Below are 24,699 nucleotides of genomic sequence, written 5' to 3' on the forward strand. Positions count from 1 at the left end.
AAATTTACCGATGGTGTATGTCGCCAGCCGTCCGCTGGAAATGGCGGACCTGGATCTGGAAACCGTTACGCAAGCCCACGTACAGGCTGTCCCCATGGGCCAGCCCGGCAGCGTTGGCCCAGCGGGCCAGGTCGTCCTGTTCAAAGCCAAGCCACAGGTCGCCGCAGGCGACCCGCGCCCACCCCTGGTCATGGCTGCACAATTCGGTGACCAGCAGGCTACCGCCTGCCTTCACCCGTTTGGCCAGCTGGCGCAAGGCCAGGGCCGGGTCGCTGAAATGGTGCAGCACCATGTTCAGCACAACGCAGTCGGCGGCCACATCCGTTGCACCCAGTGCATCGGCCAACTGCAGGTGCACGTTGTCGAGCCCCTCGCGCTGGCATACTTGGCGCGCCAGTTCGAGCATGGTCGGGCTGTTGTCCAGGGCGGTCACCTGGGCGAAACGCCGGGCCAGGTCGGGGAGGAAGCCGCCGTCACCGGGGCCGACCTCCAGGGCGCTAGCGGCCGGGTCGAAATGCAGTTTGTCGAGTAGCGCAAGCAGGCTTTCGCGGTACTGCGGCAGGCCGGCGATCAGGTCTTGCTGGGCGCGAAACTTTTCTTCAACGCGCAGGAAGAAGTCCTGGCTGGTGGCCGCACGGCGCTGCTGCACCTGGGCGATCCGCGCCTGCACATCGGGCGGCAGGACCAGGTCGTCGACTTCATCGAGCAGCGCCGCATGCAGCCGGCCGCCCAGGCGCAGGCCGTCGGGCAGGGCACGGCGATAGAAGATGGCGTTACCTTCGCGGCGGGTTGCCACCAGCTCGGCCTGGGCCAGCACCTTCAGGTGGTGGCTCATGCCCGACTGGCCGATGTCGAAGATCTGCGCCAGCTCCAGCACGCCGAACGAATCGTTGGCCAGTGCGCGCAAAACATTCAGGCGCAGCGCATCGCCACTGGCTTTGCACAGGGCGGCCAATGCTTCGCGTTGCTCGGGAATCGATTGCGCACGGAGGTTCATGGGGCGGCAGTCTAGACAGGCATCGATGCCCTAGCAAGGCCAATATCAAAAAGTTTTGATATTGGGTGATGGGCGGGACGGTTAACCCGGTTTTGCCCCGAATTGAATGCCAATCACAGGAAAATCCCCCGACTGCGACCATACGTCATTGCCCCAAGCCCCCCCAGTGGGCGAAAATGGCCGCCTTTTTCGTAACACTACCTATTCAAGCCCCCAGGAGATCAGCGATGCCCAGCCGTCGTGAACGTGCCAACGCCATTCGTGCACTCAGCATGGATGCCGTGCAAAAGGCCAACAGCGGCCACCCAGGTGCCCCCATGGGCATGGCGGATATCGCCGAAGTGCTTTGGCGCGACTATCTGAAGCACAACCCGAGCAACCCGAGTTTCGCCGACCGTGACCGCTTCGTGCTGTCCAACGGCCACGGCTCGATGCTGATCTACTCGCTGCTGCACCTGACCGGCTACGACGTCACCATCGATGACCTCAAATCGTTCCGCCAGCTGCACAGCCGTACCCCGGGCCACCCGGAGTTCGGCTACACCCCGGGTGTGGAGACCACCACCGGCCCGCTGGGCCAAGGCCTGGCCAACGCCGTGGGCTTCGCCCTGGCCGAGAAGGTACTGGGCGCCCAGTTCAACCGTGAAGGCCACAACGTCGTCGACCACAACACCTACGTGTTCCTGGGCGACGGCTGCATGATGGAAGGCATCTCCCACGAAGTCGCCTCGCTGGCCGGCACCCTGGGCCTGAACAAGCTGGTTGCCTTCTATGACGACAACGGCATCTCCATCGACGGTGAAGTGGAAGGCTGGTTCACTGACGACACGCCGAAGCGTTTCGAGTCCTACAACTGGCTGGTGATCCGCAACGTCAATGGCCACGACGCCGACGAGATCCGTACCGCCATCGACACCGCCCGCAAGAGCGATCGCCCGACCCTGATCTGCTGCAAGACCATCATCGGTTTCGGTTCGCCGAACAAGCAGGGCAAGGAAGACTGCCACGGTGCTCCGCTGGGCAACGACGAAATCGCCCTGGCGCGCAAGGAACTGAACTGGAACCACGGTCCGTTCGAAGTACCTGCCGACATTTATGCCGAGTGGGATGCCAAGGACGCTGGCGCCAAGGTCGAAGCCGAGTGGAACAAGCGCTTCGACGCCTACGCCGCTGCCTTCCCTGAGCTGGCAGGCGAACTCAAGCGCCGCCTGAGCGGTGAGCTGCCAGCCGACTTCGCGGAAAAAGCCGCTGCCTATATTGCTGAAGTCGCGGCCAAGGGCGAGACCATTGCCAGCCGCAAGGCCAGCCAGAACACCCTGAACGCTTTCGGCCCGCTGCTGCCGGAACTGCTGGGCGGCTCGGCCGACCTGGCTGGCTCCAACCTGACCCTGTGGAAAGGTTGCAAGGGCGTCAGCCATGAAGATGCCAATGGCAACTACATGTACTACGGCGTGCGCGAGTTCGGCATGACCGCCATCATGAACGGCGTTGCCCTGCACGGTGGCCTGGTGCCTTACGGTGCGACCTTCCTGATGTTCATGGAATACGCCCGCAACGCCGTGCGCATGTCTGCCCTGATGAAGCAGCGTGTGATCCACGTCTACACCCACGACTCCATCGGTCTGGGCGAAGACGGCCCGACTCACCAGCCGATCGAGCAGCTGGCCAGCCTGCGCAGCACGCCGAACCTGGACACCTGGCGCCCAGCTGACGCCGTTGAGTCGGCGGTTTCCTGGAAGCACGCCCTGGAGCGCAAGGATGGCCCTTCGGCGCTGATCTTCTCGCGTCAGAACCTGCAGCACCAGGACCGCGACGCCCAGCAGATCGCTGACATCGCCCGTGGCGGTTACGTGCTGAAAGACTGTGCTGGCGAGCCTGAGCTGATCCTGATCGCTACCGGTTCCGAAGTGGGCCTTGCCGTTCAGGCGTTCGACAAACTGACCGAGCAAGGCCGCAAGGTTCGCGTCGTGTCGATGCCAAGCACCAGTGTGTTCGACGCCCAGGACGCTGCCTACAAACAGTCCGTGCTGCCGTTGGAAGTGGGGGCGCGCATCGCCATCGAAGCCGCCCATGCCGACTTCTGGTACAAGTACGTCGGCCTGGAAGGTCGTATCATTGGCATGACCACCTACGGTGAGTCGGCCCCGGCCTCTGCACTGTTCGAAGAATTCGGTTTCACCCTGGAGAACATCCTGGGCACTGCCGAAGAGCTGCTGGAAGACTGATACAAGGAAGGCGAGGGCCTTTGGCCCTCGTTCGCGGCACAAGGCCGCTCCTACAGGGTATTGCATACGCCGTCCCCTGTAGGAGCGGCCTTGTGCCGCGAATGGGCCGCGCAGCGGCCCCGTTCAACTGCCGGAGTTCAAGAGCTACCTATGTCCCACCTGCGTCCCTACAAAGTTGCACTCAACGGTTATGGCCGCATCGGCCGCTGTGTCCTGCGCGCGCTGTTCGAGCGGGGGGCGAAGGCCGGTTTCGAGATCGTCGCGCTGAACGACCTGGCCGACCAGGCCAGCCTGGAATACCTGACACGCTTCGACTCCACCCACGGGCGTTTCCCCGGCGAGGTGAAAGTTGACGGCGACTGTCTGCATATCAATGGCGACTGCGTGAAGGTAATGCGCAGTGCCACCCCCGAAGGCATCGACTGGGCCTCGCTGGGTATCGACCTGGTACTGGAGTGCTCGGGTGCCTATAACACCCGTGCCGATGGCCAGCGTTTCCTCGACGCCGGCGCGCCACGTGTGCTGTTCTCGCAGCCCATGGCCAGCGAGGCCGACGTTGACGCCACGGTGGTCTACGGTATCAATCAGGCCTGCCTGACCGGCAGCGAACGCCTGGTGTCCAATGCCTCGTGTACCACCAACTGCGGCGTGCCGCTGCTACGTGTGCTGGACCAGGCGTTCGGCATCGAGTACGTGCAGATCACCACCATCCACTCGGCGATGAACGACCAGCCGGTGATCGACGCCTACCACCACGAAGACCTGCGCCGCACGCGTTCGGCCTTCCAGTCGGTGATCCCGGTGTCCACTGGTCTGGCACGTGGCATCGAACGCCTGCTCCCGGAACTTGCCGGGCGAATCCAGGCCAAAGCGGTACGTGTACCGACCGTCAACGTCTCGTGCCTGGACATCACCCTGCAGACCGCCCGCGACACCAGTGCGGCCGAGGTCAACCGGGTGCTGCGCGAGGCCGCGCTGGAAGGCCCGCTGAAAGGCTTGCTGGCCTACACCGAGCTGCCGCACGCCAGCTGTGATTTCAACCATGACCCGCATTCGGCGATTGTCGATGCCAGCCAGACCCGCGTTTCCGGCCCCCGCCTGGTGAACCTGCTGGCCTGGTTCGACAACGAATGGGGTTTTGCCAACCGTATGCTCGACGTTGCCGAACACTTTCTGCACGTCGTTCACCCAACCCGCAACAAACAGCCCTGAAGGACTGCATTCATGACCGTGTTGAAGATGACCGACCTCGACCTGCAAGGTAAGCGCGTACTGATCCGCGAAGACCTCAACGTGCCTGTGAAGGACGGTGTGGTAACCAGCGACGCGCGTATCCTGGCAGCGCTGCCGACCATCAAGCTGGCCCTGGAGAAGGGCGCGGCGGTAATGGTCTGCTCGCACCTGGGCCGCCCGACCGAAGGCGAATTCTCTGCCGAGAACAGCCTCAAGCCGGTTGCCGACTACCTGAGCAAGGCCCTTGGCCGTGACGTGCCACTGGTTGCCGACTACCTGGACGGTGTCGCGGTACAGGCCGGCGAGCTGGTGCTGTTCGAGAACGTGCGCTTCAACAAGGGCGAGAAAAAGAACGCCGACGAGCTGGCGCAGAAGTACGCTGCCCTGTGTGACGTGTTCGTCATGGACGCCTTCGGCACCGCCCACCGCGCCGAAGGTTCCACTCACGGTGTAGCCAAGTTTGCCAAAGTCGCTGCTGCAGGCCCGCTGCTGGCTGCTGAACTGGACGCTCTGGGCAAGGCCCTGAAGGCCCCGGCCAAGCCAATGGCAGCCATCGTTGCCGGTTCCAAGGTATCGACCAAGCTGGACGTACTGAACAGCCTGAGCTCGGTCTGCGACCAACTGATCGTTGGTGGCGGCATTGCCAACACCTTCCTGGCCGCTGCTGGTCACCCGGTTGGCAAGTCCCTGTACGAGCCTGACCTGGTTGACACCGCCAAGGCCATCGCTGCCAAGGTCAGCGTGCCGCTGCCCGTCGACGTGGTGGTTGCCAAGGAGTTCGCCGAGAGCGCCGAAGCTACCGTCAAGGCCATCGCCGACGTTGCTGCCGACGACATGATCCTGGATATCGGCCCGCAAACTGCAGCCAACTTCGCCGAGCTGCTGAAGTCGTCGAAGACTATCCTGTGGAACGGCCCGGTCGGCGTGTTCGAGTTCGACCAGTTCGGCAACGGCACCAAGGTGCTGGCAAAAGCCATTGCCGAGAGCGCAGCGTTCTCCATCGCCGGTGGCGGTGACACCCTGGCAGCCATCGACAAATATGGCGTCAGCGAGCAAATCTCCTACATTTCTACCGGTGGTGGTGCTTTCCTCGAGTTCGTCGAGGGCAAGGTCCTGCCAGCGGTGGCAATCCTGGAAGAGCGGGCCAAGGCCTGATGACGTCGGCGCTTGGCAAAGGGAGTGGCCTGATGGTCAAGCAATTGCCTGTGATGATGCTGGCTGGCCTGCTGAGCGCCTGCTCTGGCAGCCCGGCCTCGGATGGCGACCCGGCGCATCCGCCCAAGGGTGGTTGCTACCAGTCCGAGTGGCAGGCCGAAACCGTGCCGGTCATCAGCAAGCGCGTGGGCCCGGAAGGCCTGGAAAAGTACGACGAAGACCACCAGCGCAAGGCGCCGGGTTGCCCTTGATCGGGTGATAGGCAACCTGAAGGTTGATTTGTGGTCTTGAAGAAGGGGCCGCTGTGCGGCCCTTCGCGGGCTTGCCCGCTCCCACAGGTACAGTGCGGTCTCTGTGGGAGCGGGCAAGCCCGCGAAGGGCTGCACGGCAGCCCCAAATCGAGGAAACTGAATGAAAGCGCTTTTGGCCGTAACGGCCCTGGCGACACTGGCAGGATGCTCACTGCTGCAGCCGGCGCAACCCGCCCCGGCAGACAACTGGACCCGTTGGGTCTGCGACACCCAGGCCGAAGTGCTGTGGCGCTTCGCCGATGCACAACGCGAGCAGGTCGACGTACGCCTTGGCGGCGGTGACCAGGTCTACCGGCTCAAGTCCGAGCCGGGTGCTTCGGGTGCGCTGTACAGCGATGGCATGCTGGCCTTCCACACCAAGGGCGAAGAAGGCCTGGTGTACTGGGTGGCAACCAACGACCTGATTGGGCGGGGCTGCAAGGCACCGTGACTGGCCGGGCCGCGTGAATGGCCCACACTACTTGAACAGCAACCGCCCCTGCGGCAGGCTTGCACGAAACAAACGACGCTTGTCGGGAGAGAGATACACAATGGCACTCATTAGCATGCGCCAGATGCTGGACCACGCCGCCGAGTTCGGTTACGGCGTACCAGCTTTCAACGTCAACAACCTTGAGCAGATGCGCGCCATCATGGAAGCGGCTGACAAGACCGACTCCCCGGTGATCGTCCAGGCCTCGGCCGGCGCCCGCAAATACGCCGGTGCCCCGTTCCTGCGTCACCTGATCCTGGCTGCGATCGAGGAATTCCCGCACATCCCGGTGTGCATGCACCAGGACCACGGTACCAGCCCTGACGTCTGCCAGCGCTCCATCCAGCTGGGCTTCAGCTCGGTGATGATGGACGGTTCGCTGGGCGAAGACGGCAAGACCCCGACCGACTACGAGTACAACGTCCGCGTTACTCAGCAGACCGTTGCCATGGCGCACGCCTGCGGCGTTTCGGTAGAAGGCGAGCTGGGCTGCCTGGGTTCGCTGGAAACCGGCATGGCCGGTGAAGAAGATGGCATCGGCGCCGAAGGCGTGCTGGACCACAGCCAGATGCTGACCGATCCGGAAGAAGCGGCCGACTTCGTCAAGAAGACCCAGGTCGACGCCCTGGCGATCGCCATCGGTACCAGCCACGGTGCCTACAAGTTCACCAAGCCACCTACCGGTGACGTGCTGGCCATCGACCGCATCAAGGAAATCCACAAGCGCATCCCCAACACCCACCTGGTGATGCACGGTTCTTCCTCGGTACCGCAAGAGTGGCTGGCGATCATCAACCAGTACGGCGGCGACATCAAGGAAACCTACGGTGTACCGGTCGAAGAGATCGTTGAAGGCATCAAGCACGGCGTGCGCAAGGTCAACATCGACACCGACCTGCGTCTGGCTTCCACCGGTGCAATGCGTCGCTTGATGGCGCAGAACCCGAGCGAGTTCGACCCACGCAAGTTCTTCGGTGAAACCGTCAAAGCCATGCGTGACGTGTGCATTGCCCGTTACGAAGCCTTCGGCACTGCCGGTAATGCCTCGAAGATCAAGCCGATCTCCCTGGAAGGCATGTACCAGCGCTACCTGAAAGGTGAGCTGGCCGCCAAGGTCAACTGATCGACCGGCAGCCGTAAAAAACCCGCAGTGATGCGGGTTTTTTATGGGCGACAAAAAGCCGGAGCATAAATCCGGCAGACCGACCGTTAGTCGGCTACCGTACAGTTGAACCGCTGATAGCGTTCTGATTGCATTGCGTGTTACCACCTCAGGTCTAGAGTACTAATGGATCCAACCGTATTTTGAAGTCGGTCACATAATCGAGAAGCAGCATGGATGGCGCTCAAGCTCAAGTTCAACCACAGCCACTGGATGGCAGCTCGGTTCTACTGGTGGTAGATGACTACCCGGAGAACCTCATCAGCATGCGGGCGTTGCTGGCCCGGCAGGATTGGCAAGTGTTGACGGCAAGCTCGGGGACGGAAGCCTTGAGTGCGTTGCTCGAACACGATGTCGACCTGGTCTTGCTGGATGTACAGATGCCGGAGATGGATGGTTTCGAAGTCGCCCGGCTGATGCGTGGCAGCCAGCGCACCCGGCTGACACCGATCATATTCCTTACCGCCAACGAACAGTCCGAAGCCGCCGTGCTCAAAGGGTACGCCAGCGGCGCTGTGGACTACATGTTCAAACCGTTCGACCCGCAAATTCTCAAGCCCAAGGTCCAGGCCTTGCTCGACCAGCAACGCAACCGGCGCATGCTGCAGCGCCTTACGCGCGAGCTGGAAGCGGCCAGGGCGTTCAATGCGTCGATCCTGGAGAATGCCGCCGAAGGCATCCTGGTGGTGGATGCCCAGGGCATCATCAGTTTTGCCAACCCGGCCATTTCACGCTTGCTGTCTGCCCCGATGCAGCAACTGCAGGGCGTGCACCTGCTCGACCTGGTGCAACTGGCCAGTGCCAGCCTGTGGGGTGATTCTGACTTCTACCAGGCCTACCTGGGGCGGCGTATCTTCCGGGTGCATGATGCCCAGCTGCGTACCCCCGGCGGCGAACTGGTGCCGGTGGCGTTGTCCTGCGCCCCGCTGCCGGCTGACCAACAGGCCATGGTGGTCACCGTGCTGGACATGTCGGTGGTGCGCAACCTGCACCAGCAGCTGGAATACCAGGCTGTGACCGACCCGCTCACCGGCCTGCTCAACCGCCGCGGTTTCTACCAGGCTGCCGAAGGTGCGCTGCTGCGCAACGAGCGCTCGGACAAGGCGCAGGCATTGATGTACATGGACCTGGATGGTTTCAAGCGCATCAACGACTCGTTGGGGCACGACACCGGTGACCGTGTACTGCGCTGGGTGGGCGAGCAACTCAAGGATTGCCTGGGCAGCGAGGCCTTGCTGGCACGCATGGGCGGTGACGAATTCACAGCGCTTTTCGACAGCCTGCCGTATCCCGAACAGGCCGGGCGCTATGCCGAGCAGTTGCTTGAGCGTATTTCGATCAGCCACCAGATCGAAGGGCTTGATGTATGCCTTGGGGTCAGCATCGGCATCGCCACCTACCCGGACTGCGGGGCCAATGTGGAAGGCCTGCTGCGCGCAGCCGATGCGGCGATGTACGCCGCCAAGCAGGCAGGGCGCCAGCAGTACCGTTTCTACGACCAGGAGCTCAACGGCCGGGCGCGTTCGCGGCTGATGCTGGAAGACAGTGTGCGCGCCGCCATCGAGCAGCAGGACTTCACCTTGGTGTACCAGCCGCAGGTGTCCTTCATTGATGGCCGACTGCGTGGCTTCGAGGCCTTGTTGCGCTGGCAGCACCCCAGCGTCGGCGACGTGCCGCCGGGGCTGTTCATTCCATTGCTGGAAGAAGCCCGCCTGATCAACCGCCTGGCCAGCTGGATCTACCGCCAAGGGGCCGCCCAGCGCCAGGCCTGGTACGACCGGTTTCCCGCCGACCTTGTGCTTGGCATCAGCCTGAGCCGCGCGCAGTTTGTCATGCCCGGCCTGGTCGAGGAGTTGCAGCGGGTGATCCAGCTTTACCAGCTGGACCCGGCGCAGCTGGAGGTGGAAGTCGCGGAAACTTCGCTGATGTACAACATTGATGCGGCGGTCAAACAGATACACCGCTTGCGAGAGCTGGGGGTGCGGGTGGCCCTGGACGATTTTGGCGCCGGCGACTGCTCGTTGCGCATGCTGCGTGACTTGCCGATCGACACCTTGAAGCTCGACCGCCACCTGGTGGCGCGCTTGCCCGATTCGGCAGTAGATGCTGCCCTGGTCCGTAGTGTCATCGGCCTGTGCGCCGACTACGGCATCACAGTGATCGCCGAGGGTGTGGAAACCCCGGCCCAGGCGGCTTGGCTGAAGGCCAATGGTTGCGAATACGTGCAGGGCTTCCTGGTGGCGTACCCGATGACCGCGGCGGATGCCAGCGGCTTCCCGGCGATTTTCTCCTGGCCTGGGCCATGATTGGCTAGAATCGGCATTCGTTACGCCGAATGCAGCGCCATGACCGTATTACGTTACTTGCAAGCCTACCCCCCGCACCTGCAACAGCAGGTGCGGCAGATGATCGACAGCGACCGCCTGGGCGAATACCTGCAGCGCCGCTACCCCGACCGCCATGACGTGCAAAGCGACAAGGCGCTGTACAGCTATGCCCAGGACCTGCGCCAGCAATACCTGCGCAGTGCGCCGAACCTGGACAAGGTGCTGTTCGACAACCGTCTCGACCTGACCCATCGGGCCCTGGGCCTGAACACGGCGGTGTCGCGGGTGCAGGGCGGCAAGCTCAAGGCGAAGAAGGAAATCCGCATTGCCTCGCTGTTCAAGGAGGCTGCGCCGCAGTTCTTGCGCATGATCGTGGTACACGAACTGGCGCACCTGCGCGAGCGCGACCATAACAAGGCGTTCTACCAGCTCTGCCAGCATATGGAGCCGGACTACCACCAACTGGAATTCGACCTGCGCGTCTACCTGACCTATCGGGAGCTGCCGGGCAACTGTTAAGGACTACGCAGCATGGAAGTGAGCAAGACCAAGAGCAGCTTCTACCGTCGCCTGTATGTCGCCTGGCTGATCGACAGCCAGACCGCGACCAGCGTGCCCGCCCTGATGGAGGCCACCGGCATGCCGCGGCGCACGGCTCAGGACACCATCGCCGCCCTGGCTGACCTGGACATCGTCTGCGAGTTCGAACAGCAGGAAGGCGCACGCAACCACGCCGGGCATTACCGCATTCATGACTGGGGGGCGATCGACAAGCAGTGGATCATCCGCCATCTGCGGCAGATCCGCGAAGTGCTGGGTTACCCCTGAAACATTTGGGGCTCAGGCCTGTGCGTAACCTGTGGGAGCTGGCTTGCCGGCGAAAGGGGTGCAAAGCACCCCGGCAATGTCAGCCTTTGCGCATCCCGATGTGCGGGATGTCATCTTCAAGATGTTCCTCGCCCACCACCTCAAACCCATGGCGGGCATAAAACCCCTGCAAATGCGCCTGCGCCGACAGGTAAACCGGTACTCCCGGCCAGCAGTGCTCCGCTGCCTCAAGCCCCTTGAGCAGCAAGTGTTCTTCAAGCGCCAATTCGCGCGCTTCAGGTGATGTCACCATCCGCCCGATTACCACGTCCCCGCCTTGGGACTGCGGATCGAGCACGCGCAGGTAGGCCACCAGCTGGTCATCCTGCCAGGCCATGAGGTGCAGGGTATCGTCAGTCAGATCCTGGCCATCGACGTCCTGATAGGCGTAGCGCTGCTCGACCACCAGCACTTGCATGCGCAATTGCAGAATTGCGTAGAGCTGGTCCTTGCCGAGATCGGTGTGGTGCTTGCAGATCCAGTCGACGGACATTGGCGCGAACTCCTTGAGTGGGTCTTCGATCATCGCATGGTGTATGGCCTTCGGCCAAAATAGAGGCTAAATGACACTATTGGCCGCTGCCCTTGGTAACAGCTTTGTGTAATCTCTTCGGCAGTGTGTGCCCACCATTGCGAAAGGACTTGAGCATGCGGCCACTGCTTTGTGTTCTGGGATTACTGGCAATGCTGGTGGCCACGGCCGCCCCGGGTCACGACAAGCTACGCCTGGTGGCTGACAACTGGCCACCGTTCACGGATGCCAACATGCCGGGCGGCGGCCTGGCGACCAGCATCGTCACCACGGCGCTGGCCCGTGCCGGCTACAGCAGCAGCTATGAAGAAGCGCCCTGGGCGCGGGCGCTGCTGGGGGTAGGTGAAGGGCGCTACGACATACTGATCAATGCCTGGTACAACGACTCGCGCACCAACATCGGGCAGTTTTCCAACGCCTACCTGACTAACCGCATTCGCCTGCTGCAACGCACGGGCGAGGCGTTCCACTACAAAGGCCAGTCGGATCTGTACCCCTACACCATCGCCGTGGTACGTGATTACGCCTATTCGCCGGAATTCGACGCTGATACCCGCCTGCACAAGGTGCCGGTGCGCAACTTTTCGTCGGCGGTACGCATGCTGGCGGCAGGGCGGGTGAACCTGGCGGTGGAGGACGAGTATGTGGCCCGCTACAACCTGCAGCGTGAGCCGCAGGAGGTGCGTGACGGGGTAATGCTGGTGGAGCCGCCGCTGGGGGAGAACACCCTGCATATCCTGGTGAGCCTGAAGCACCCGGAGCATAAGCGCATCGTTGAGCGCTTCGAGCAGGCCATTGCGGCGATGAAGGCCGATGGCAGCTATGACCGGCTGATGCGCCAGCATGGCTTCTGATCTGTATCGCCTGTGCTGGCCTCTTCGCGGGTACTCCATATGTCTCAAGCCCTGTGAAGTCCCTGTGGGAGCGGGTTTACCCGCGAAGAGGCAATCACAGGCACCCAAAAATCAGGCCGGAGCACCTTCCTTGATCAGGTGTGCCGCCAAGGTCCGCAACGGCCCCAACTGCCGGCAAATCAACGCCAACTGTGTCTGCACCAACCGCTGATGTTCATCCAGCTCGTCCGGCATCTGCTCCAGCGCATTGGCCAGCGCCTCTTCGGCATCGCTGTGAATCGCCACCGGTAGCCGTGCGGCCAGGCCGTTGGCAATCTCGTCCAGGCTGCTGGCCAGGCTTTGCCCGGCGCCCTCGATCAACTGCTCCTGCACCTCTGCCGGCAAGGCCGTGTCACGGTGCGCGCCCAGCCCCGATAGGTAGCTGAGCAAGGTGTGCGACAGCACCAGGAAGCGGAAGCCGACGTCGGCTTCCTTACGGAAGTGCCCGGGCTCCATCAGCATGTTGGCCAAGGTCGTGGACAGCGCGGCGTCGGCGTTATGGGCGTTGCGCCGGGCCAGGCGGTAGGCCAGGTCGTCGCGCTTGCCGTGGGCATACTGCTGCATGATCTGGCGCAGGTACACGCTGGCGCAGGCCAGGGTATTGGCCAGCGCCTTGTTCAGCCGTCGCCCTTGCCAGTCCGGCAGGAACAGGAACACCGCCAGGATGGCGATCAGGCTGCCCACCAGGGTATCGAACAGGCGCGGCAGGAACAGGCCGTAGCCATCGCCGATCTGGTTGAAGCAGAACAGCACCATCAGGGTGATCGCGGCCGTGGCCAGGGTGTAGCGGGTGGTGCGGTTGACGAAGAACACTACCCCGGCAACCACGGCGAACAGCGACTGGATGACCGGGTTGGGGAACAGGTCGAACAATGCCCAGCCCACTGTCAGGCCGACGGCGGTGCCGAAGATTCGCTGCACCAGCTTGCGCCGGGTTGCACCGTAGTTGGGCTGGCACACGAACAGCGTGGTGAGGATGATCCAGTAGCCCTGGGTCGGGTGGATCAGGTGCACCATGCCGTAGCCGATCGACAGAGCCAGCGGCAGGCGCAGGGCGTGACGGAACAACAGCGAAGTCGGCGTGAGCTGGGTGCGCAGGCGCTTCCACACGTCCTTCAGCGAGCGTGGCGAGCGGTCGAGCAAGCTGCTGTCGCTGGTATCGGCCAGGCTGTCCGGGTTGCTGGCGGCGCTTAGCAGGCGGTCCAGCGTTGCCAGGTTGGCGGCCAGTGCCCGCAGCGAGCGCAACAGGCTGCGCCAGGCCGGGTTGTTCTGGAGGCGCAGGTGCTCCAGCGAGGCGTTCAGGTCTTCGAGGGCTTCTGGGTAACCACTGGCCAGCACAAACGGCTGGCGCAGACGGATCGAGCGGGCCAGCTCCTGGCACGACGAGCCTTGTTTACGCAGCAGGCGCTGGCAGCGGAACATCACGTCGCTGTGGAAAAACGCTTCGGTCAGGCCGTTGTAGGGGTAGTGCGAGGCACTGACCCGCTCGTGAATGTCCTGGGCCAGGAAGTACAGTTTGAGGTAGCGGCTGACCTTGGAATTGGGCTGGCTGTTGCCTACCCGGTGCAGGATGATCTCCTTGGCTGCGTTGAGCGCTGCCACCACCTTGCCGTTCTGCTGGGCCAGCTCCAGGCGCCGGGCCTCGACGTCGAGGGTGCGGATGGGCTCGAACAGGCTGGCCTTGAGCTTGAGGTAGCTGCCCAGTTCGAAGAACAGCTTGGCCAGGCTCTGTTGCACCGGCTGGTTGGAAAACAGCGCCTGCCACAGTACCGAAAGCAGCCCGTACCAGGCCGCACCGGCCACCAGTAACAGGGGCTCGTGCCAGAAGTCCGTCACTTGGCCACCGCGCTGGTCCACACCGATCATGGTGTAAACCGCCGTGATCAGTGTCGCCGAGGCAATCGCACCATAGCGCTCGCCCAAGGCGCCGAGCATGGTCAGGCCGAACGCCGCCAAAGCCAGGGCGATGGCGAATATCCAGGGGTAGGGGAACAGTAACTCGACCGCCAGCGCAGCGATGGCGAAACATACCAAGGTAACGGCGAGGGCGCTGAGGCGGCCCTGCCAGCTGTCGTCGGTCTCGGCCAGGGCGCTGGCGATGATGCCGAGGAACAGCGGAATCAGCAGGGCCATCTCGTTCTGGTACCAGCACAGGGCCAGGCTGCCGGTGAGGGCGATGGTGACCCGGATGCTGTAGCTGAACTTGTCTTGGCCCCACAGGCGACGCAGTGACTGACGGAACGAGCTCGATGACATGATGGCCTGCTAGGCAGTGAGCGAAGAATGCATTGCAGCACGGGCCAGCAAGAAGCGTTCCGTGCTGCTGAATGGATTCTACTCTACACGAACTGCGCCGCGGCGTTGGCTGATGCCCAGGCCCACTGGAAGTTGAAACCGCCCAGGTGGCCAGTGACATCCAGCACTTCCCCGATGAAGTACAGCCCGGGGCTTTTCAGCGATTCCATGGTCTTGGACGACACTTCGCGGGTATCCACGCCGCCCAAGGTCACTTCGGCGGTGCGGTAGCCTTCGGTGCCGGCCGGCACCACTTGCCAGTTCGCCAGTTTTTCGGCGATTTGCGCCAGTTCCGCCGGGGTGTACTGCTTCATCGGCCTGGACTCGAACCATTGCTCGGCCAGCAGGTTGGCCAGCTTGCGGGTGAATACCTCGCCCAGCACGGTCTTCAGTTCGGCATTGGCACGTTCGGCCTGCATCTGTTGCAGCCAGGTGAGCGCATCGCGGTCCGGCAGCAGGTTGATTTCGACCGTGTCACCGGCTTCCCAGAACGACGAAATCTGCAGGATCGCCGGGCCGCTCAGCCCGCGGTGGGTGAACAGCAGGTTCTCGCGGAAGCTGGTGCCGTTGCAGCTGGCGGTGCAGTCCAGCGAGGTACCGGACAACTCGGTGCACAGTGCCTTGAGCTGGGGCTCGGTGATGGTGAACGGCACCAGCCCGGCGCGGGTTGGCAGCAGGGTGTGGCCAAACTGGCGCGCCACCTGGTAGCCGAAGCCGGTGGCGCCCAGGGTCGGGATCGACAGGCCGCCGGTGGCGATCACCAGCGACTGGCAGGCGAACTGGCCGCCGCTGGTCTGCAGCAGGTAGCCGCTTTCGGTCTTCTCGATGTGTTCGATGCTGGTGTGCATGCGGATCTCGGCGCCGGCCTCGTCGCATTCGGCCAGCAGCATGTCGAGGATGTCGCTGGCCTTGTTGTCGCAGAACAGCTGGCCGAGCTTCTTCTCGTGGTACGCCACGCCGTGCTTGCACACCAGCTCGATGAAGTCCCACTGGGTATAGCGGGCCAGGGCCGACTTGCAGAAGTGCGCATTGTGCGACAGGAAGTTGGCGGGCTCGGTGTACATGTTGGTGAAGTTGCAGCGCCCGCCGCCGGACATGAGGATTTTCTTGCCCGGCTTGTTGGCGTGGTCGAGCAGCAGCACCCGGCGGCCACGGCGGGCGCTGAGCTGGGCGCACATCAGGCCGGCGGCGCCGGCGCCGAGGATGATCACGTCTGTGGAGTGCACGGTGTTACCTCATGGGTAGTTTGGGGCCGCTGTGCGGCCCATCGCCGGCAAGCCAGCTCCCACAGGCCGTGCACAAGCCTGAGGCCTGTGGTGATCCTGTGGGGAGCTGGCTTGCCGGCGATGGGCTGCAGAGCAGCCCCAAAAAATGTCAGAGAATGCGGACTTTCAGGGCGCGGCCCTTGATCTTGCCGCTGTTCAGCCGCTGCATGGCCTGCTTGGCGAGCGCGCGCTCCACGGCAACAAACGCCTGGAAGTCGAAGATGGCGATCTTGCCCACCTGCTTGCCGGGGATACCGGCATCACCGGTCAGTGCCCCCAGGATGTCACCAGGGCGCAGTTTGTCCTTGCGGCCTGCGGCAATGCACAGCGTGGTCATCACCGGCAGCAGCGGTTCACCGCCCTTGCTCTTCAAGCTGTCCAGCGAGTCCCAGCGCAGCGGGCTTCTCTGCAGGTCTTCGATGGCCTGGGCACGGTGGCCTTCTGCCGGTGCCACCAGGCTTACCGCCACACCTTTCTCGCCAGCACGGCCGGTACGGCCCACGCGGTGCACGTGGATTTCCGCATCACGCGCCAGCTCCACGTTGATGACCATGTCCAGGCCATCGATATCCAGGCCGCGCGCGGCCACGTCGGTGGCCACCAGCACCGAGCTGCTGCGGTTGGCGAACATGGCCAGTACCTGGTCACGGTCGCGTTGCTCCAGGTCACCGTGCAGGGCCTGGGCGACGATGCCCTTGGCCGTCAGGTGGGCAACCACGTCCTCGCACTGCTGCTTGGTGAAGCAGAACGCCACGCAGGATTGCGGGCGGTAGTGGCCGAGCACACGGGTGACGGCTTCAAGGCGGTGCTGTGGGTCGATCTCGATGAAGCTCTGTTCGATCTGGTTGTCGGTGTGAAGGCTCTCGACCTTGACCTGCTGCGGGTTGCGCATGAAGTCGGCGGCCAGCTGCTTGATGCCGGACGGGTAGGTGGCCGAGAACAGCAGGGTCTGGCGGCGCGATGGGGTCTTGCCGATGATGCTGGCGATGGCGTCGAAGAAACCCATGTCGAGCATGCGGTCGGCTTCGTCCAGCACCAGCGTGTTCAGGCCGTCGAGCACCAGGGTGCCTTTGTCCAGGTGCTGCTGGATGCGCCCCGGGGTACCGACGATGATGTGCGCACCGTGCTCCAGCGAAGCGATCTGCGGGCCCAGCGAAACGCCACCGCACAGGGTGAGGATCTTGATGTTGTCCTCGGCGCGGGCCAGGCGGCGCAGCTCTTTGGCCACCTGGTCGGCGAGCTCGCGGGTTGGGCACAGCACCAGCGCCTGGCAGCCGAAGTAGCGCGGGTTGATCGGGTTCAGCAGGCCGATGCCGAAGGCGGCGGTCTTGCCGCTGCCGGTCTTGGCCTGGGCGATCAGGTCTTGGCCCTTGAGGATGACGGGCAGGCTCTGGGCCTGGATCGGCGTCATCGAGGCATAGCCGAGGGCGTCCAGGTTCGCCAGCATGGCGGCGGACAACGGCAAAGTGGCAAAGGCGGTGGATTCGGTGGTCACGAGGCGGGCCTGCGTTGCGAAGCGAAAAAATGCCGCACAGTCTACCAGCCTCGTGGCCATTCGCCCTACGGTTCCATGTGTTGTTCCGGACGACGGGCACGCCTTCCGTCCGTCGGCGCCAGTTGCAGGAAGATCGCTGCCGCCAGCATGGCCATCACGCCGATGGTGACAAACGTCAACTGGAAGGCGCCCAGGGTGCTTTCCACACCCTCGGCGCTACCGGCGGCAGTAAAGCCTCCAAGCAAGGCGCCGGCACAGGCCACGCCCAGGCTCAGCGCCAATTGTGCGACCACCGACAGCAGGCTGTTGCCGCTGCTGGCGCTGGCGTCATCGAGGTCGATCAGGGTTACCGTGTTCATGGCCGTGAACTGCATGGAGTTGACCGCGCCCAGCAGGCCCAGCTGGATCAGCAGCACTGCGTAGGGTGTCTGCTCATCGACCAGGCCGAGGCTGGCCAGCAGCAGGCCCAGCAACAAGGTGTTGCCGGTGAGGATGATGCGGTAGCCGAAGCGCTCGATCAGCGGCCTTGCGACAGACTTGGCCAGCATGGCCGCTGCCGCCAGCGGGATCATGCTCATACCGGCCTGGGCGGGTGAGTAGCCCAGTGCCACCTGCAGCAGCAACGGCACCAGGAACGGCAGTGCGCCGCTGCCCAGGCGGGCGAACAGGTTGCCGAGGATGCCGATGGCGAAGGTACGCACGCGGAACAGGCTGGGCGAGAACAGCGGCTCCGGGTCGCGCCCCGCGCGCAGCCAGTAGGCGGCCAGGCAGGCCATGCCGGCGAACAGCAGCAACATCACCCGCAGGTGCGGCAGGTGCAACTCGCCCAGGCCTTCCATGGCGATGGTGATCAATACCATCGCTGCACCAAACAACAGGAACCCCGGACCGTCGAACGAGGTTCGCTCGGCACCGCGCAGGTCCGGGATGAACTTCCAGACGGCAATGCAGCCGATCAGGCCGACTGGCAGGTTGAGCAGGAAGATCCAGTGCCAGCTGAGGATTTCCACCAGCCAGCCGCCGACGGTTGGCCCCAGCAGTGGTCCGAGCAGGCCAGGGATGGTGATGAAACTCATGATCCGCACCAGCTCGCTGCGCGGGTAGGCGCGCAGCACCACCAGCCGCCCGACCGGCAGCATCAGTGCACCGCCCAGGCCCTGTACCACGCGGGCGAAGATCAGGAAGCCGAGGCTGTTGGCTGCGGCGCACAGCAGCGAGCCGAAGCTGAACAGCAGGATGGCGCTGAAGAAGATGCGCTTGGTGCCAAAACGGTCGGCGATCCAGCCCGAAGCCGGGATCAGCAGGGCCACGGTGAGCATGTAGGCGATGATCACGCCTTGCATGCGCAGCGGGTCTTCGGACAGCGAGCGGGCCATGGCCGGCAGCGCGGTGTTGAGGATGGTGCCGTCCAGGGACTGCATGAAGAAAGCGATGGCCACCACCCAGGGGATCCAGCGGGCGGTGACGGGGTCCAGCGGGGTGCGCTCAGGCATGACTTCCTCGTTTGTCAGTGCCGCCCCTTTCGCGGCTAAAGCCGCTCCCACAGGGATATCACTACATTTGAGGGCAGTGGAAATCCTGTGGGAGCCCCTTAAGCCGCGAAAGGGCCGGCAAGTCCAGTCACAATGTCAGGGTCAGGCCTTTGACCAGTGCCCCGGGCAAATGGCTCGACCCGGTACTGCGCTGGCCATAGGTACTGGTCGACAAGATCATCTCGCGCTCCTGGGTCAGGTCCTCCAGCTGGTTGCCCAGCAAACTGTACAGGCTGTCATCGAAGCGCATGGTGCTCACCGGCCCCTCGATCTGCCCGTTTTCCACCCAGAAAGTGGCGAAGCGGGTCAGCCCGGTCATGCGTGCTGCCGGCAGGTCAGAGTAGTTCAGGTACCACAGGTTGCTGATGTACAGCCCGGTGCCAAGCCGCTCAAGGACCTGCTCATTGGCCAGGTTGCCTGGCGCCAGGCTGAGCGCGCAGGGCGACTCGTAGCTGTCGGCGCCATTGGCCAGCAGCTCGAACTCGACCGCGCTGCGTGCGCAGATCAAGCGTTGCTGCGCCGCGCCTTGCTGGATCAACGGCACATCCAGGCGTGGCGCCCCTTCATCGGAAAACGCCGGGCTCAGCGAGCCGCAGACCTGCTCGGTGAAGCTCACCAGCGGGCTTAACCGTGCATCGCCGTTGTACAGGCGCTGCAAGGCGCTGTTGCCGGTGGCGAGGGCCTGTGCGGAAAAACCGCCCCAGCACAGCATGCCGGCGATTTCGTCCATGGCCGCAGGCGCCAGGTAGGCGCGGTAGCTGCCAGGCTTGAGGGTAACTGCCGGGCGGCCGAGGAAGCCCAGTTGTTCACGTGCCTGGCGCAGGCGCTCGGTGAAGTCGTCGGCGCTCCACTGCTGGCCGGCATAGTTGGCCTTCACCGCCTGGCCGTTTTCGTGGAACAGGCTCCAGTCAAAGTTGAAGCTGTTGGCCTGGTGCCAGCCAAAGGCCCCGAACGAACTGGCAAAGCCCCGGCAGATCGGGCCGGCGGCGTAGATGCCGACCAGGTCCAGGTCGCCAGCTTCACGGTCGAGCAGGGCCAGTACTTCGTCCAGTGCGGGCAGGGGATGGTCCAGCAGGCTGTGGCTTTGCCAGGCGCTTTCGTCCAGGCGCAGGTACGGGTCGAGGGCCAGCAACGGCAAGGTCTGGCGCAGTTGCTCAAGGGCATCGTTCAGGCGCTGGCGGTCCAGTTGCACGTCGCCACTCAAGGTCACCTGCTGTTCCGCCTGGCGGCCATCGCGCACCAGCCGCAGTTGCGCGCTTGCCTGGTTCACTTCCCCGGCCTGGCGCACCTTGGCGTGGTTGAACCGCACGAACTGCGACTGTTCTGCGCTGTAGCCAAGGGTGAACTGCTCACCAGCTTGCAGGGCAGCGCGTACATCCCCGACAAGTGTTTCGAAAGCGTGCTTCATCAGGCGTCTCCTCCGAATACATCGATCTGGCGGAATACGCAGGCCGGCGAGGCATGGCCGACCCGCACCACCTGGTTAGGTTCGCCTTTGCCACAGTTGGGCGTGCCCAGTACCTGGAAGGTACTGCGGTCGCCGACGGCCGACAGGTTGCGCCAGAACTGCGCGGAGATGCCGCGGTAGTTGGGGTTCTTGACGATGCCCTTGAGCTCGCCGTTTTCAATCAACTGGCCATATTCACAGCCGAACTGGAACTTGTTGCGCGCATCATCGATGGACCACGAGCGGTTGGTACGCATCAGGATGCCGTGCTCGATGCCTTGCACCAGTTGCTCCAGGCTCTGATCACCCGGTTCGATGTTGAGGTTGGCCATGCGGTCGATCGGTGCACGGTTCCAGCCACACGCGCGGCTGTTGGCCACGCCGTCCAGGCCAGAACGGAACTGCGACAGCGCGCCCCCCAGTGGGCGCAGCAGCAGGCCGTCGCGGATCAGGAACTGCTTGCTGGCCGGAGTGCCGTCATCATCAAAGCTGTAGCTGGCCAGTTCTTCGCCGATGGTCGGGTCGAAGGTCACGTTCAACAGGCTGGAACCGTACTGCAGGTGGCCGAAGTCGCTGGCTTTGACGAAGCTGGTGCCCGCGTAGTTGCGCTCGTCGCCGAGGATGCGGTCCATCTCCAGCGGGTGGCCGATGGACTCGTGGATCTGCAGCATCATCTGGTCGGGCATCAGCAGCAGGTCGCGCGGGCCGCTGGGGGTGTTGGGGGCCAGCAGCAGTTGCAGTGCCTCGTCGGCCACCTTCCGGGCGGCGCCGACCAGCCCGCAGCGCTCGATTATCTCGAAACCGCCCTGCTGGCCGAAGTTGTCGCGGCCCAGGCTGCGGCTCTGGCTGTCCTGGCCATCGCTGGCGGTTACGCCCAGCCCCGGGAACAGGAAACGCTGTGCGTGGCGCAGTTCGGCGCCCGCGGAGTTCAGGTAGGTTTGCTCCACCAGGCTCAGGCCCAGACTGGCCTGCCAGTCCACCAGGCGGCTGTCCTTGGGCACGCTGGCCGATTCGGCGGCGAGCAGGCCAAGGCAGTCGGCGAGGGAGGGGACGGGCTGGTCGAAGTTGGGCGAGATATGGTCGTGGCGTGCGCTGGTCACCGGCTGGTTGCGCAGGTCCAGCAGGCTGTGTCGGGCAATCTGCCGGGCCAGCGCCTCGGCTTGTTCCAATGCGCGTTGCAGGCCAGCCTGGGAGAGGTCGGCGGTGGCCGCATAGGCCTCCACGAGATTGACCCGCACGGTTAGCATGGCGCCTTCGTCCTGGCTGAAGAGCGGCGGTTCGGCAACATTGCGGCGAACCGACAGCGCCTGGTGCGACTGTTTCACATGGCGCAGGGAAAACAACTCGGCCGTACTGCGCAGCGCGGCAAAGCGCTGGCGTAGCAGGGCGCTGGAATCGAACATGCAAAAGCCTCCGTGTACACGGTGGCTCCCCCTTAGAACCACTCGTCCTGCATGGTGAGGCAAGTGTCGTCGCGCGCCTCTAGCAATGCCAGCTCATTATGGCAGCCCGGTACTTCCCAGGTCAGGAAATAACGCCGGTTGCTGACAGCCCATCTTTCTGAATGGCCGCTTTCAACATTTCGTTCAGTTGCAACGCGACATGGTGGGAGGTATCCGTCAGCAGGTAAAGGTGATGTTCCGGGAGCGCGGGCAGGCCCCTCCCTTCCATGAACGCGAGCGATGTATCGCCGCTGTCCAGCCCTTCGACAATGCCGACAGCCAGGCCACTGCGCATGCAAGCCAGCACCGCATGCCAGTTGGCGCTTTCAAGCAGGATACGGTAGGCAATGCCGTGAGCCTTCAACGCCTGCAGGGCCGCTTCTCGGTAGGGGCAGCCCTTCAGCTGCAGTGCCAGTGGCAAGAGGCGACTGGCATCGTACTCGAACCCAGGCGCAGCGGCCCAGCGCGGCTGGGTGGTGCGAAGCCATTCACCTTGCTGCCAGTGTTCACTGCTGACCGCCACTGCCAGGTCCAGTCGTTGTCGCGCAAACAGGTCGATGAGTTCTGCGCTGGAGCATGCCACCGCTTCCAGTTCCAGTTTCGGGTTACTGGCGACGAACACCGGTAAAAAATCGCTCATGAGGTTGGCGGCATAGCCGTCCGGTACACCCAGGCGGACCTTGCCAGTGATCTGCTGCGACGACAGCGTAGCCAGCAGCCGGTCATGGGCCATCAAGAAGCGGGTTGCCTCACCCAGCAAGTGCCGGCCTGCCGAGGTCAGCTCCACCGACTGGTTGCTGCGGGCAAACAATTGTTGGCCGACCTTCTCCTCCAGCTTCTGGATCTGCGTGGTCACTGCCGATGGGCTGCGGTGTACGTAGTCGGCTGCATCCTTGAAGCGACCAAGCCGGGCGACTGCCTGGAAGGTTCTCAATACGTCTATGTCGAGGGCTTTACCCATGTAACCACCTGATTTGGTCGGATCGAACCAGCACTTCGATTTAATCAACTGTACAGGCTTTATACCCCCTCCTACTGTGTGGCTACAGCACGGTTGCCCCTCGAAAATGCAATGGAATGATACGGATGAGCCTGAACGACTTCGTTGTAGATGCACTGGTACACACCCCCAGCTACCAGAACGCACGGCTTTGGACTGTCGAGAACCATGAGAAGTACTCTACCCTGCTCCAGCCTGACTCCAGGCCTGACGGTGAGCAGCATTTCAATCACGAGATATTTCTGCTCATGCGAGCCTTGAATGAGCAAGGTATTGGTGAGGAGGGGTTATGTGCCGACACGCGAGGGCACGGAGCTCTCAAAAGTGTCATCGCCAACGTTGCCGAGCGGTTGGCGGCGCTAGCTAGCGGGCGCCGCGTGCACTATGTCGAGCTGGGCCCCGAGCCGGTCAAAAGCACCTGCTTGCTCAAGCGCATGGCAGAGACCTCCAGCTCCATTCGCTACACCGCGATCGATATCAACCAGACTTCCGAAGCTGCCATGAGAGATGCCTTGCGGCCCATCGTGCAAGCAGATGGCAGCTTCAACTACATCGCCGCCGACTATCGCACAGTGACTCACGAGGCTTTGCGGCACGATCAGGAAGTCACCCTGATCACCCTGCTGGGTTTCCAGGAAGGCAACGAGCTGCCAGTGAGCACGGGCAGGCTGATACGCAGCCTGGCGGGTGACTCGACCTACATCCTTTCGGAAATGCAGGTATACGAACAAGGCCTGGAAGGTGCCATTCTCGCGTTCTATGCCAACCGCAACATGCTCCAGTTCTCCAGGATGGTCGCGCTTCAACAAGGGTTCGAACCTTCGGGCGATCACGAGGCGATTCTCGTCCCCCTTCGCATTCTGGATGAGTCGGTTCACGTAGCCGTGACCCTCCAGCCTGTGCAGCGCCTGCAGGAGCAGGGTTACCTGCTGACCAACATCTGCCTCAAGTACACGCCCGAACAGTTTCGTCGCATTCGAGCCCGGCACTGCAACTGCCGTGTGGTGGACGAGTTCGCCAGTGGCGATGGCTCGGTGCGCTACCAGATCGCGAAGTACCTCCAGTAGCAACTTCACGGGGACACACAGATCATGAATCACTCAGACAGCTTACCCCTGTTCGAACGCGGCTTTGGCCGCGTGAAGCTGGCACTCAAGTCGACGTTGAAACGCGCACCAAGGTCTTCACCGGCCTGGTTGGGCGAGCAGCCAGCTTGGCGTGACGACCTGCTAAGTCAAGGCTACAACGTCTGCGGCACCAAAACCCTTGATCAGCTGGGCTATGCCCACAGCCCACACAGAAAAATTGCTGTGGATACCATCACCGGGGTGGCAGTGGTCCAACGCTTGTTCACTGCCGAGGGTGTCGCGGTGTTGCAAGACATCTGTTCTCGTCTGGAGCAAGGGGCCGGGGACAGTGACTGGATCATCTCCCGGCGTACGCGAGGGGTGACCGCACTGTCGCCGTTTCTCAACGACATGATGTGCAGTCGCGCATTCCTGCTGGCGGTCTCGCGTATTGCGGGCGTGCCGCTTGTACCTTACCCCATGCTCAATGCCCGCTCGCAGATCAACTACTTCTATCCAAAGCCAGCCGAGCAACAGCAGCAACTGGGTATGTGGCATACAGACGGCACCAACTATGTGTTGAACATCGTGCTGTCGGATCGCTCCGACTACAGCGGGGGAGAGTTCCTGTTTCATAACGGTACCGTCGATACCTTTGATGCCCTGGATTACCGGACTTTTGAAACCGCACGGCTGGACCAGTCGGGTGATGCCTTGTTCATTTACGGCAGTCGATTGTTCCACGGCGTTCGCCCTGTCATCAGTGGCCGACGCATGTCGCTGGTGCTGTCCTTCCACTGCCCCTGCTTCAGTGACGATTCCAACCGCTTCTGGCACCTGGCCTCCGACGATGGCATTGCGACGACCATCCCCAACTGGCTGGGGTTGCACTGGGCCTTGCAGCGGCCGGCCGCCCGACAATATGCACGTATCGGTATCGAGCCGATCACGTTCGAGGAACTGCACAACACAGGGGCGTGAT

Annotated in this window: 21 protein-coding genes; 12 read left to right on the forward strand and 9 right to left on the reverse strand. The window is 63.1% G+C overall.

Features of this window, described 5'->3' with window-relative positions; translation table 11 throughout:
• Positions 1–4: 4 nt before the first annotated feature.
• Complete coding sequence (locus E8E78_RS25170) at positions 5–997, reverse strand: metalloregulator ArsR/SmtB family transcription factor (protein WP_049272986.1); 993 nt, start codon at positions 995–997, stop codon at positions 5–7.
• 227 nt (positions 998–1,224) lie between these two features.
• Here E8E78_RS25170 and tkt point away from each other — a divergent pair, with 227 nt between their 5' ends.
• The 9 genes from tkt (at position 1,225) to E8E78_RS25215 (ending at position 10,710) form a co-directional block, all read left to right on the forward strand.
• On the forward strand, positions 1,225–3,222 hold the full coding sequence (tkt, locus tag E8E78_RS25175; RefSeq protein WP_016501947.1) for a transketolase: 1,998 nt from the start codon (positions 1,225–1,227) through the stop codon (positions 3,220–3,222).
• A 150-nt stretch (positions 3,223–3,372) separates the two neighbouring features.
• Positions 3,373–4,434, forward strand: coding sequence for an erythrose-4-phosphate dehydrogenase (gene epd, locus E8E78_RS25180; protein ID WP_049272988.1), 1,062 nt, complete (start codon positions 3,373–3,375; stop codon positions 4,432–4,434).
• A gap of 12 nt (positions 4,435–4,446) precedes the next feature.
• Positions 4,447–5,610, forward strand: coding sequence for a phosphoglycerate kinase (locus E8E78_RS25185; RefSeq protein WP_016501945.1), 1,164 nt, complete (start codon positions 4,447–4,449; stop codon positions 5,608–5,610).
• Positions 5,610–5,861: a hypothetical protein gene (locus E8E78_RS25190; protein ID WP_016489511.1), complete on the forward strand. Its 252-nt coding sequence runs from the start codon at positions 5,610–5,612 to the stop codon at positions 5,859–5,861. Before E8E78_RS25185 ends, E8E78_RS25190 begins: the two co-directional genes overlap by 1 nt.
• A gap of 160 nt (positions 5,862–6,021) precedes the next feature.
• Positions 6,022–6,351 (forward strand): MliC family protein, encoded by a 330-nt coding sequence (locus E8E78_RS25195; protein WP_016501944.1) that lies wholly within the window; start codon positions 6,022–6,024, stop codon positions 6,349–6,351.
• 100 nt (positions 6,352–6,451) lie between these two features.
• Positions 6,452–7,516 (forward strand): class II fructose-bisphosphate aldolase, encoded by a 1,065-nt coding sequence (fba, locus tag E8E78_RS25200; protein ID WP_016501943.1) that lies wholly within the window; start codon positions 6,452–6,454, stop codon positions 7,514–7,516.
• Positions 7,517–7,728: 212 nt separating this feature from the next.
• On the forward strand, positions 7,729–9,861 hold the full coding sequence (locus tag E8E78_RS25205; RefSeq protein ID WP_061202576.1) for an EAL domain-containing protein: 2,133 nt from the start codon (positions 7,729–7,731) through the stop codon (positions 9,859–9,861).
• Positions 9,862–9,900: 39 nt separating this feature from the next.
• On the forward strand, positions 9,901–10,401 hold the full coding sequence (locus tag E8E78_RS25210) for a M48 family metallopeptidase (RefSeq protein ID WP_016501941.1): 501 nt from the start codon (positions 9,901–9,903) through the stop codon (positions 10,399–10,401).
• A 12-nt stretch (positions 10,402–10,413) separates the two neighbouring features.
• On the forward strand, positions 10,414–10,710 hold the full coding sequence (locus E8E78_RS25215; protein ID WP_003249396.1) for a winged helix-turn-helix domain-containing protein: 297 nt from the start codon (positions 10,414–10,416) through the stop codon (positions 10,708–10,710).
• A gap of 79 nt (positions 10,711–10,789) precedes the next feature.
• Here E8E78_RS25215 and E8E78_RS25220 read toward each other — a convergent pair whose 3' ends face one another.
• The gene (locus E8E78_RS25220) at positions 10,790–11,242 is read right to left on the reverse strand and encodes a GNAT family N-acetyltransferase (RefSeq protein ID WP_049277122.1); all 453 of its coding nucleotides are present in this window, start codon (positions 11,240–11,242) and stop codon (positions 10,790–10,792) included.
• A 155-nt stretch (positions 11,243–11,397) separates the two neighbouring features.
• Here E8E78_RS25220 and E8E78_RS25225 point away from each other — a divergent pair, with 155 nt between their 5' ends.
• Positions 11,398–12,135 (forward strand): transporter substrate-binding domain-containing protein, encoded by a 738-nt coding sequence (locus E8E78_RS25225; protein WP_041167917.1) that lies wholly within the window; start codon positions 11,398–11,400, stop codon positions 12,133–12,135.
• Between the two features lie 111 nt (positions 12,136–12,246).
• Here E8E78_RS25225 and yccS read toward each other — a convergent pair whose 3' ends face one another.
• The 7 genes from yccS to E8E78_RS25260 all read right to left on the reverse strand — a co-directional run bounded on the left by yccS (position 12,247) and on the right by E8E78_RS25260 (position 22,611).
• Positions 12,247–14,430, reverse strand: a complete 2,184-nt coding sequence (yccS, locus tag E8E78_RS25230; RefSeq protein WP_049277124.1) for a YccS family putative transporter — start codon at positions 14,428–14,430, stop codon at positions 12,247–12,249.
• 83 nt (positions 14,431–14,513) lie between these two features.
• Positions 14,514–15,695, reverse strand: a complete 1,182-nt coding sequence (locus E8E78_RS25235) for an NAD(P)/FAD-dependent oxidoreductase (protein ID WP_016489502.1) — start codon at positions 15,693–15,695, stop codon at positions 14,514–14,516.
• A 148-nt stretch (positions 15,696–15,843) separates the two neighbouring features.
• Positions 15,844–17,181 (reverse strand): ATP-dependent RNA helicase DbpA, encoded by a 1,338-nt coding sequence (gene dbpA / locus E8E78_RS25240; protein WP_230676092.1) that lies wholly within the window; start codon positions 17,179–17,181, stop codon positions 15,844–15,846.
• A gap of 113 nt (positions 17,182–17,294) precedes the next feature.
• On the reverse strand, positions 17,295–18,722 hold the full coding sequence (gene mdtD / locus E8E78_RS25245) for a multidrug transporter subunit MdtD (RefSeq protein ID WP_016501936.1): 1,428 nt from the start codon (positions 18,720–18,722) through the stop codon (positions 17,295–17,297).
• 127 nt (positions 18,723–18,849) lie between these two features.
• Complete coding sequence (locus tag E8E78_RS25250) at positions 18,850–20,169, reverse strand: TldD/PmbA family protein (RefSeq protein WP_049277126.1); 1,320 nt, start codon at positions 20,167–20,169, stop codon at positions 18,850–18,852.
• Positions 20,169–21,611: a TldD/PmbA family protein gene (locus E8E78_RS25255; RefSeq protein ID WP_049277128.1), complete on the reverse strand. Its 1,443-nt coding sequence runs from the start codon at positions 21,609–21,611 to the stop codon at positions 20,169–20,171. The genes E8E78_RS25250 and E8E78_RS25255 overlap by 1 nt, the downstream gene beginning before the upstream one ends.
• Positions 21,612–21,732: 121 nt before the next feature.
• Positions 21,733–22,611: a LysR family transcriptional regulator gene (locus E8E78_RS25260; protein WP_049277129.1), complete on the reverse strand. Its 879-nt coding sequence runs from the start codon at positions 22,609–22,611 to the stop codon at positions 21,733–21,735.
• A gap of 125 nt (positions 22,612–22,736) precedes the next feature.
• Between E8E78_RS25260 and E8E78_RS25265 the strand changes: the two genes are divergently transcribed.
• Positions 22,737–23,717: a hypothetical protein gene (locus tag E8E78_RS25265; protein ID WP_049277131.1), complete on the forward strand. Its 981-nt coding sequence runs from the start codon at positions 22,737–22,739 to the stop codon at positions 23,715–23,717.
• Between the two features lie 24 nt (positions 23,718–23,741).
• A complete protein-coding gene (locus E8E78_RS25270; RefSeq protein ID WP_049277133.1) occupies positions 23,742–24,698 on the forward strand; it encodes a hypothetical protein in 957 nt (318 codons plus the stop codon).
• Position 24,699 lies beyond the last annotated feature (1 nt).

This window comes from Pseudomonas sp. BN505 (assembly GCF_029873175.1).
In the GTDB taxonomy this organism is placed as follows: Bacteria; Pseudomonadota; Gammaproteobacteria; order Pseudomonadales; family Pseudomonadaceae; genus Aquipseudomonas; species Aquipseudomonas putida.

Coding starts and splice junctions, on each gene's coding strand:
- epd (WP_049272988.1), top strand. CDS start 3,373: ATGTCCCACCTGCGTCCCTACAAAGTTGCACTCAACGGTTATGGCCGC.
- E8E78_RS25205 (WP_061202576.1), top strand. CDS start 7,729: ATGGATGGCGCTCAAGCTCAAGTTCAACCACAGCCACTGGATGGCAGC.
- E8E78_RS25220 (WP_049277122.1), bottom strand. CDS start 11,242: ATGTCCGTCGACTGGATCTGCAAGCACCACACCGATCTCGGCAAGGAC.
- dbpA (WP_230676092.1), bottom strand. CDS start 17,181: ATGCTGGCGAACCTGGACGCCCTCGGCTATGCCTCGATGACGCCGATC.
- fba (WP_016501943.1), top strand. CDS start 6,452: ATGGCACTCATTAGCATGCGCCAGATGCTGGACCACGCCGCCGAGTTC.
- E8E78_RS25270 (WP_049277133.1), top strand. CDS start 23,742: ATGAATCACTCAGACAGCTTACCCCTGTTCGAACGCGGCTTTGGCCGC.
- E8E78_RS25195 (WP_016501944.1), top strand. CDS start 6,022: ATGAAAGCGCTTTTGGCCGTAACGGCCCTGGCGACACTGGCAGGATGC.
- E8E78_RS25225 (WP_041167917.1), top strand. CDS start 11,398: ATGCGGCCACTGCTTTGTGTTCTGGGATTACTGGCAATGCTGGTGGCC.
- E8E78_RS25255 (WP_049277128.1), bottom strand. CDS start 21,611: ATGTTCGATTCCAGCGCCCTGCTACGCCAGCGCTTTGCCGCGCTGCGC.
- E8E78_RS25265 (WP_049277131.1), top strand. CDS start 22,737: ATGAGCCTGAACGACTTCGTTGTAGATGCACTGGTACACACCCCCAGC.
- E8E78_RS25215 (WP_003249396.1), top strand. CDS start 10,414: ATGGAAGTGAGCAAGACCAAGAGCAGCTTCTACCGTCGCCTGTATGTC.
- E8E78_RS25185 (WP_016501945.1), top strand. CDS start 4,447: ATGACCGTGTTGAAGATGACCGACCTCGACCTGCAAGGTAAGCGCGTA.
- E8E78_RS25250 (WP_049277126.1), bottom strand. CDS start 20,169: ATGAAGCACGCTTTCGAAACACTTGTCGGGGATGTACGCGCTGCCCTG.
- E8E78_RS25190 (WP_016489511.1), top strand. CDS start 5,610: ATGACGTCGGCGCTTGGCAAAGGGAGTGGCCTGATGGTCAAGCAATTG.
- E8E78_RS25260 (WP_049277129.1), bottom strand. CDS start 22,611: ATGGGTAAAGCCCTCGACATAGACGTATTGAGAACCTTCCAGGCAGTC.
- E8E78_RS25210 (WP_016501941.1), top strand. CDS start 9,901: ATGACCGTATTACGTTACTTGCAAGCCTACCCCCCGCACCTGCAACAG.
- E8E78_RS25170 (WP_049272986.1), bottom strand. CDS start 997: ATGAACCTCCGTGCGCAATCGATTCCCGAGCAACGCGAAGCATTGGCC.
- mdtD (WP_016501936.1), bottom strand. CDS start 18,722: ATGCCTGAGCGCACCCCGCTGGACCCCGTCACCGCCCGCTGGATCCCC.
- tkt (WP_016501947.1), top strand. CDS start 1,225: ATGCCCAGCCGTCGTGAACGTGCCAACGCCATTCGTGCACTCAGCATG.
- yccS (WP_049277124.1), bottom strand. CDS start 14,430: ATGTCATCGAGCTCGTTCCGTCAGTCACTGCGTCGCCTGTGGGGCCAA.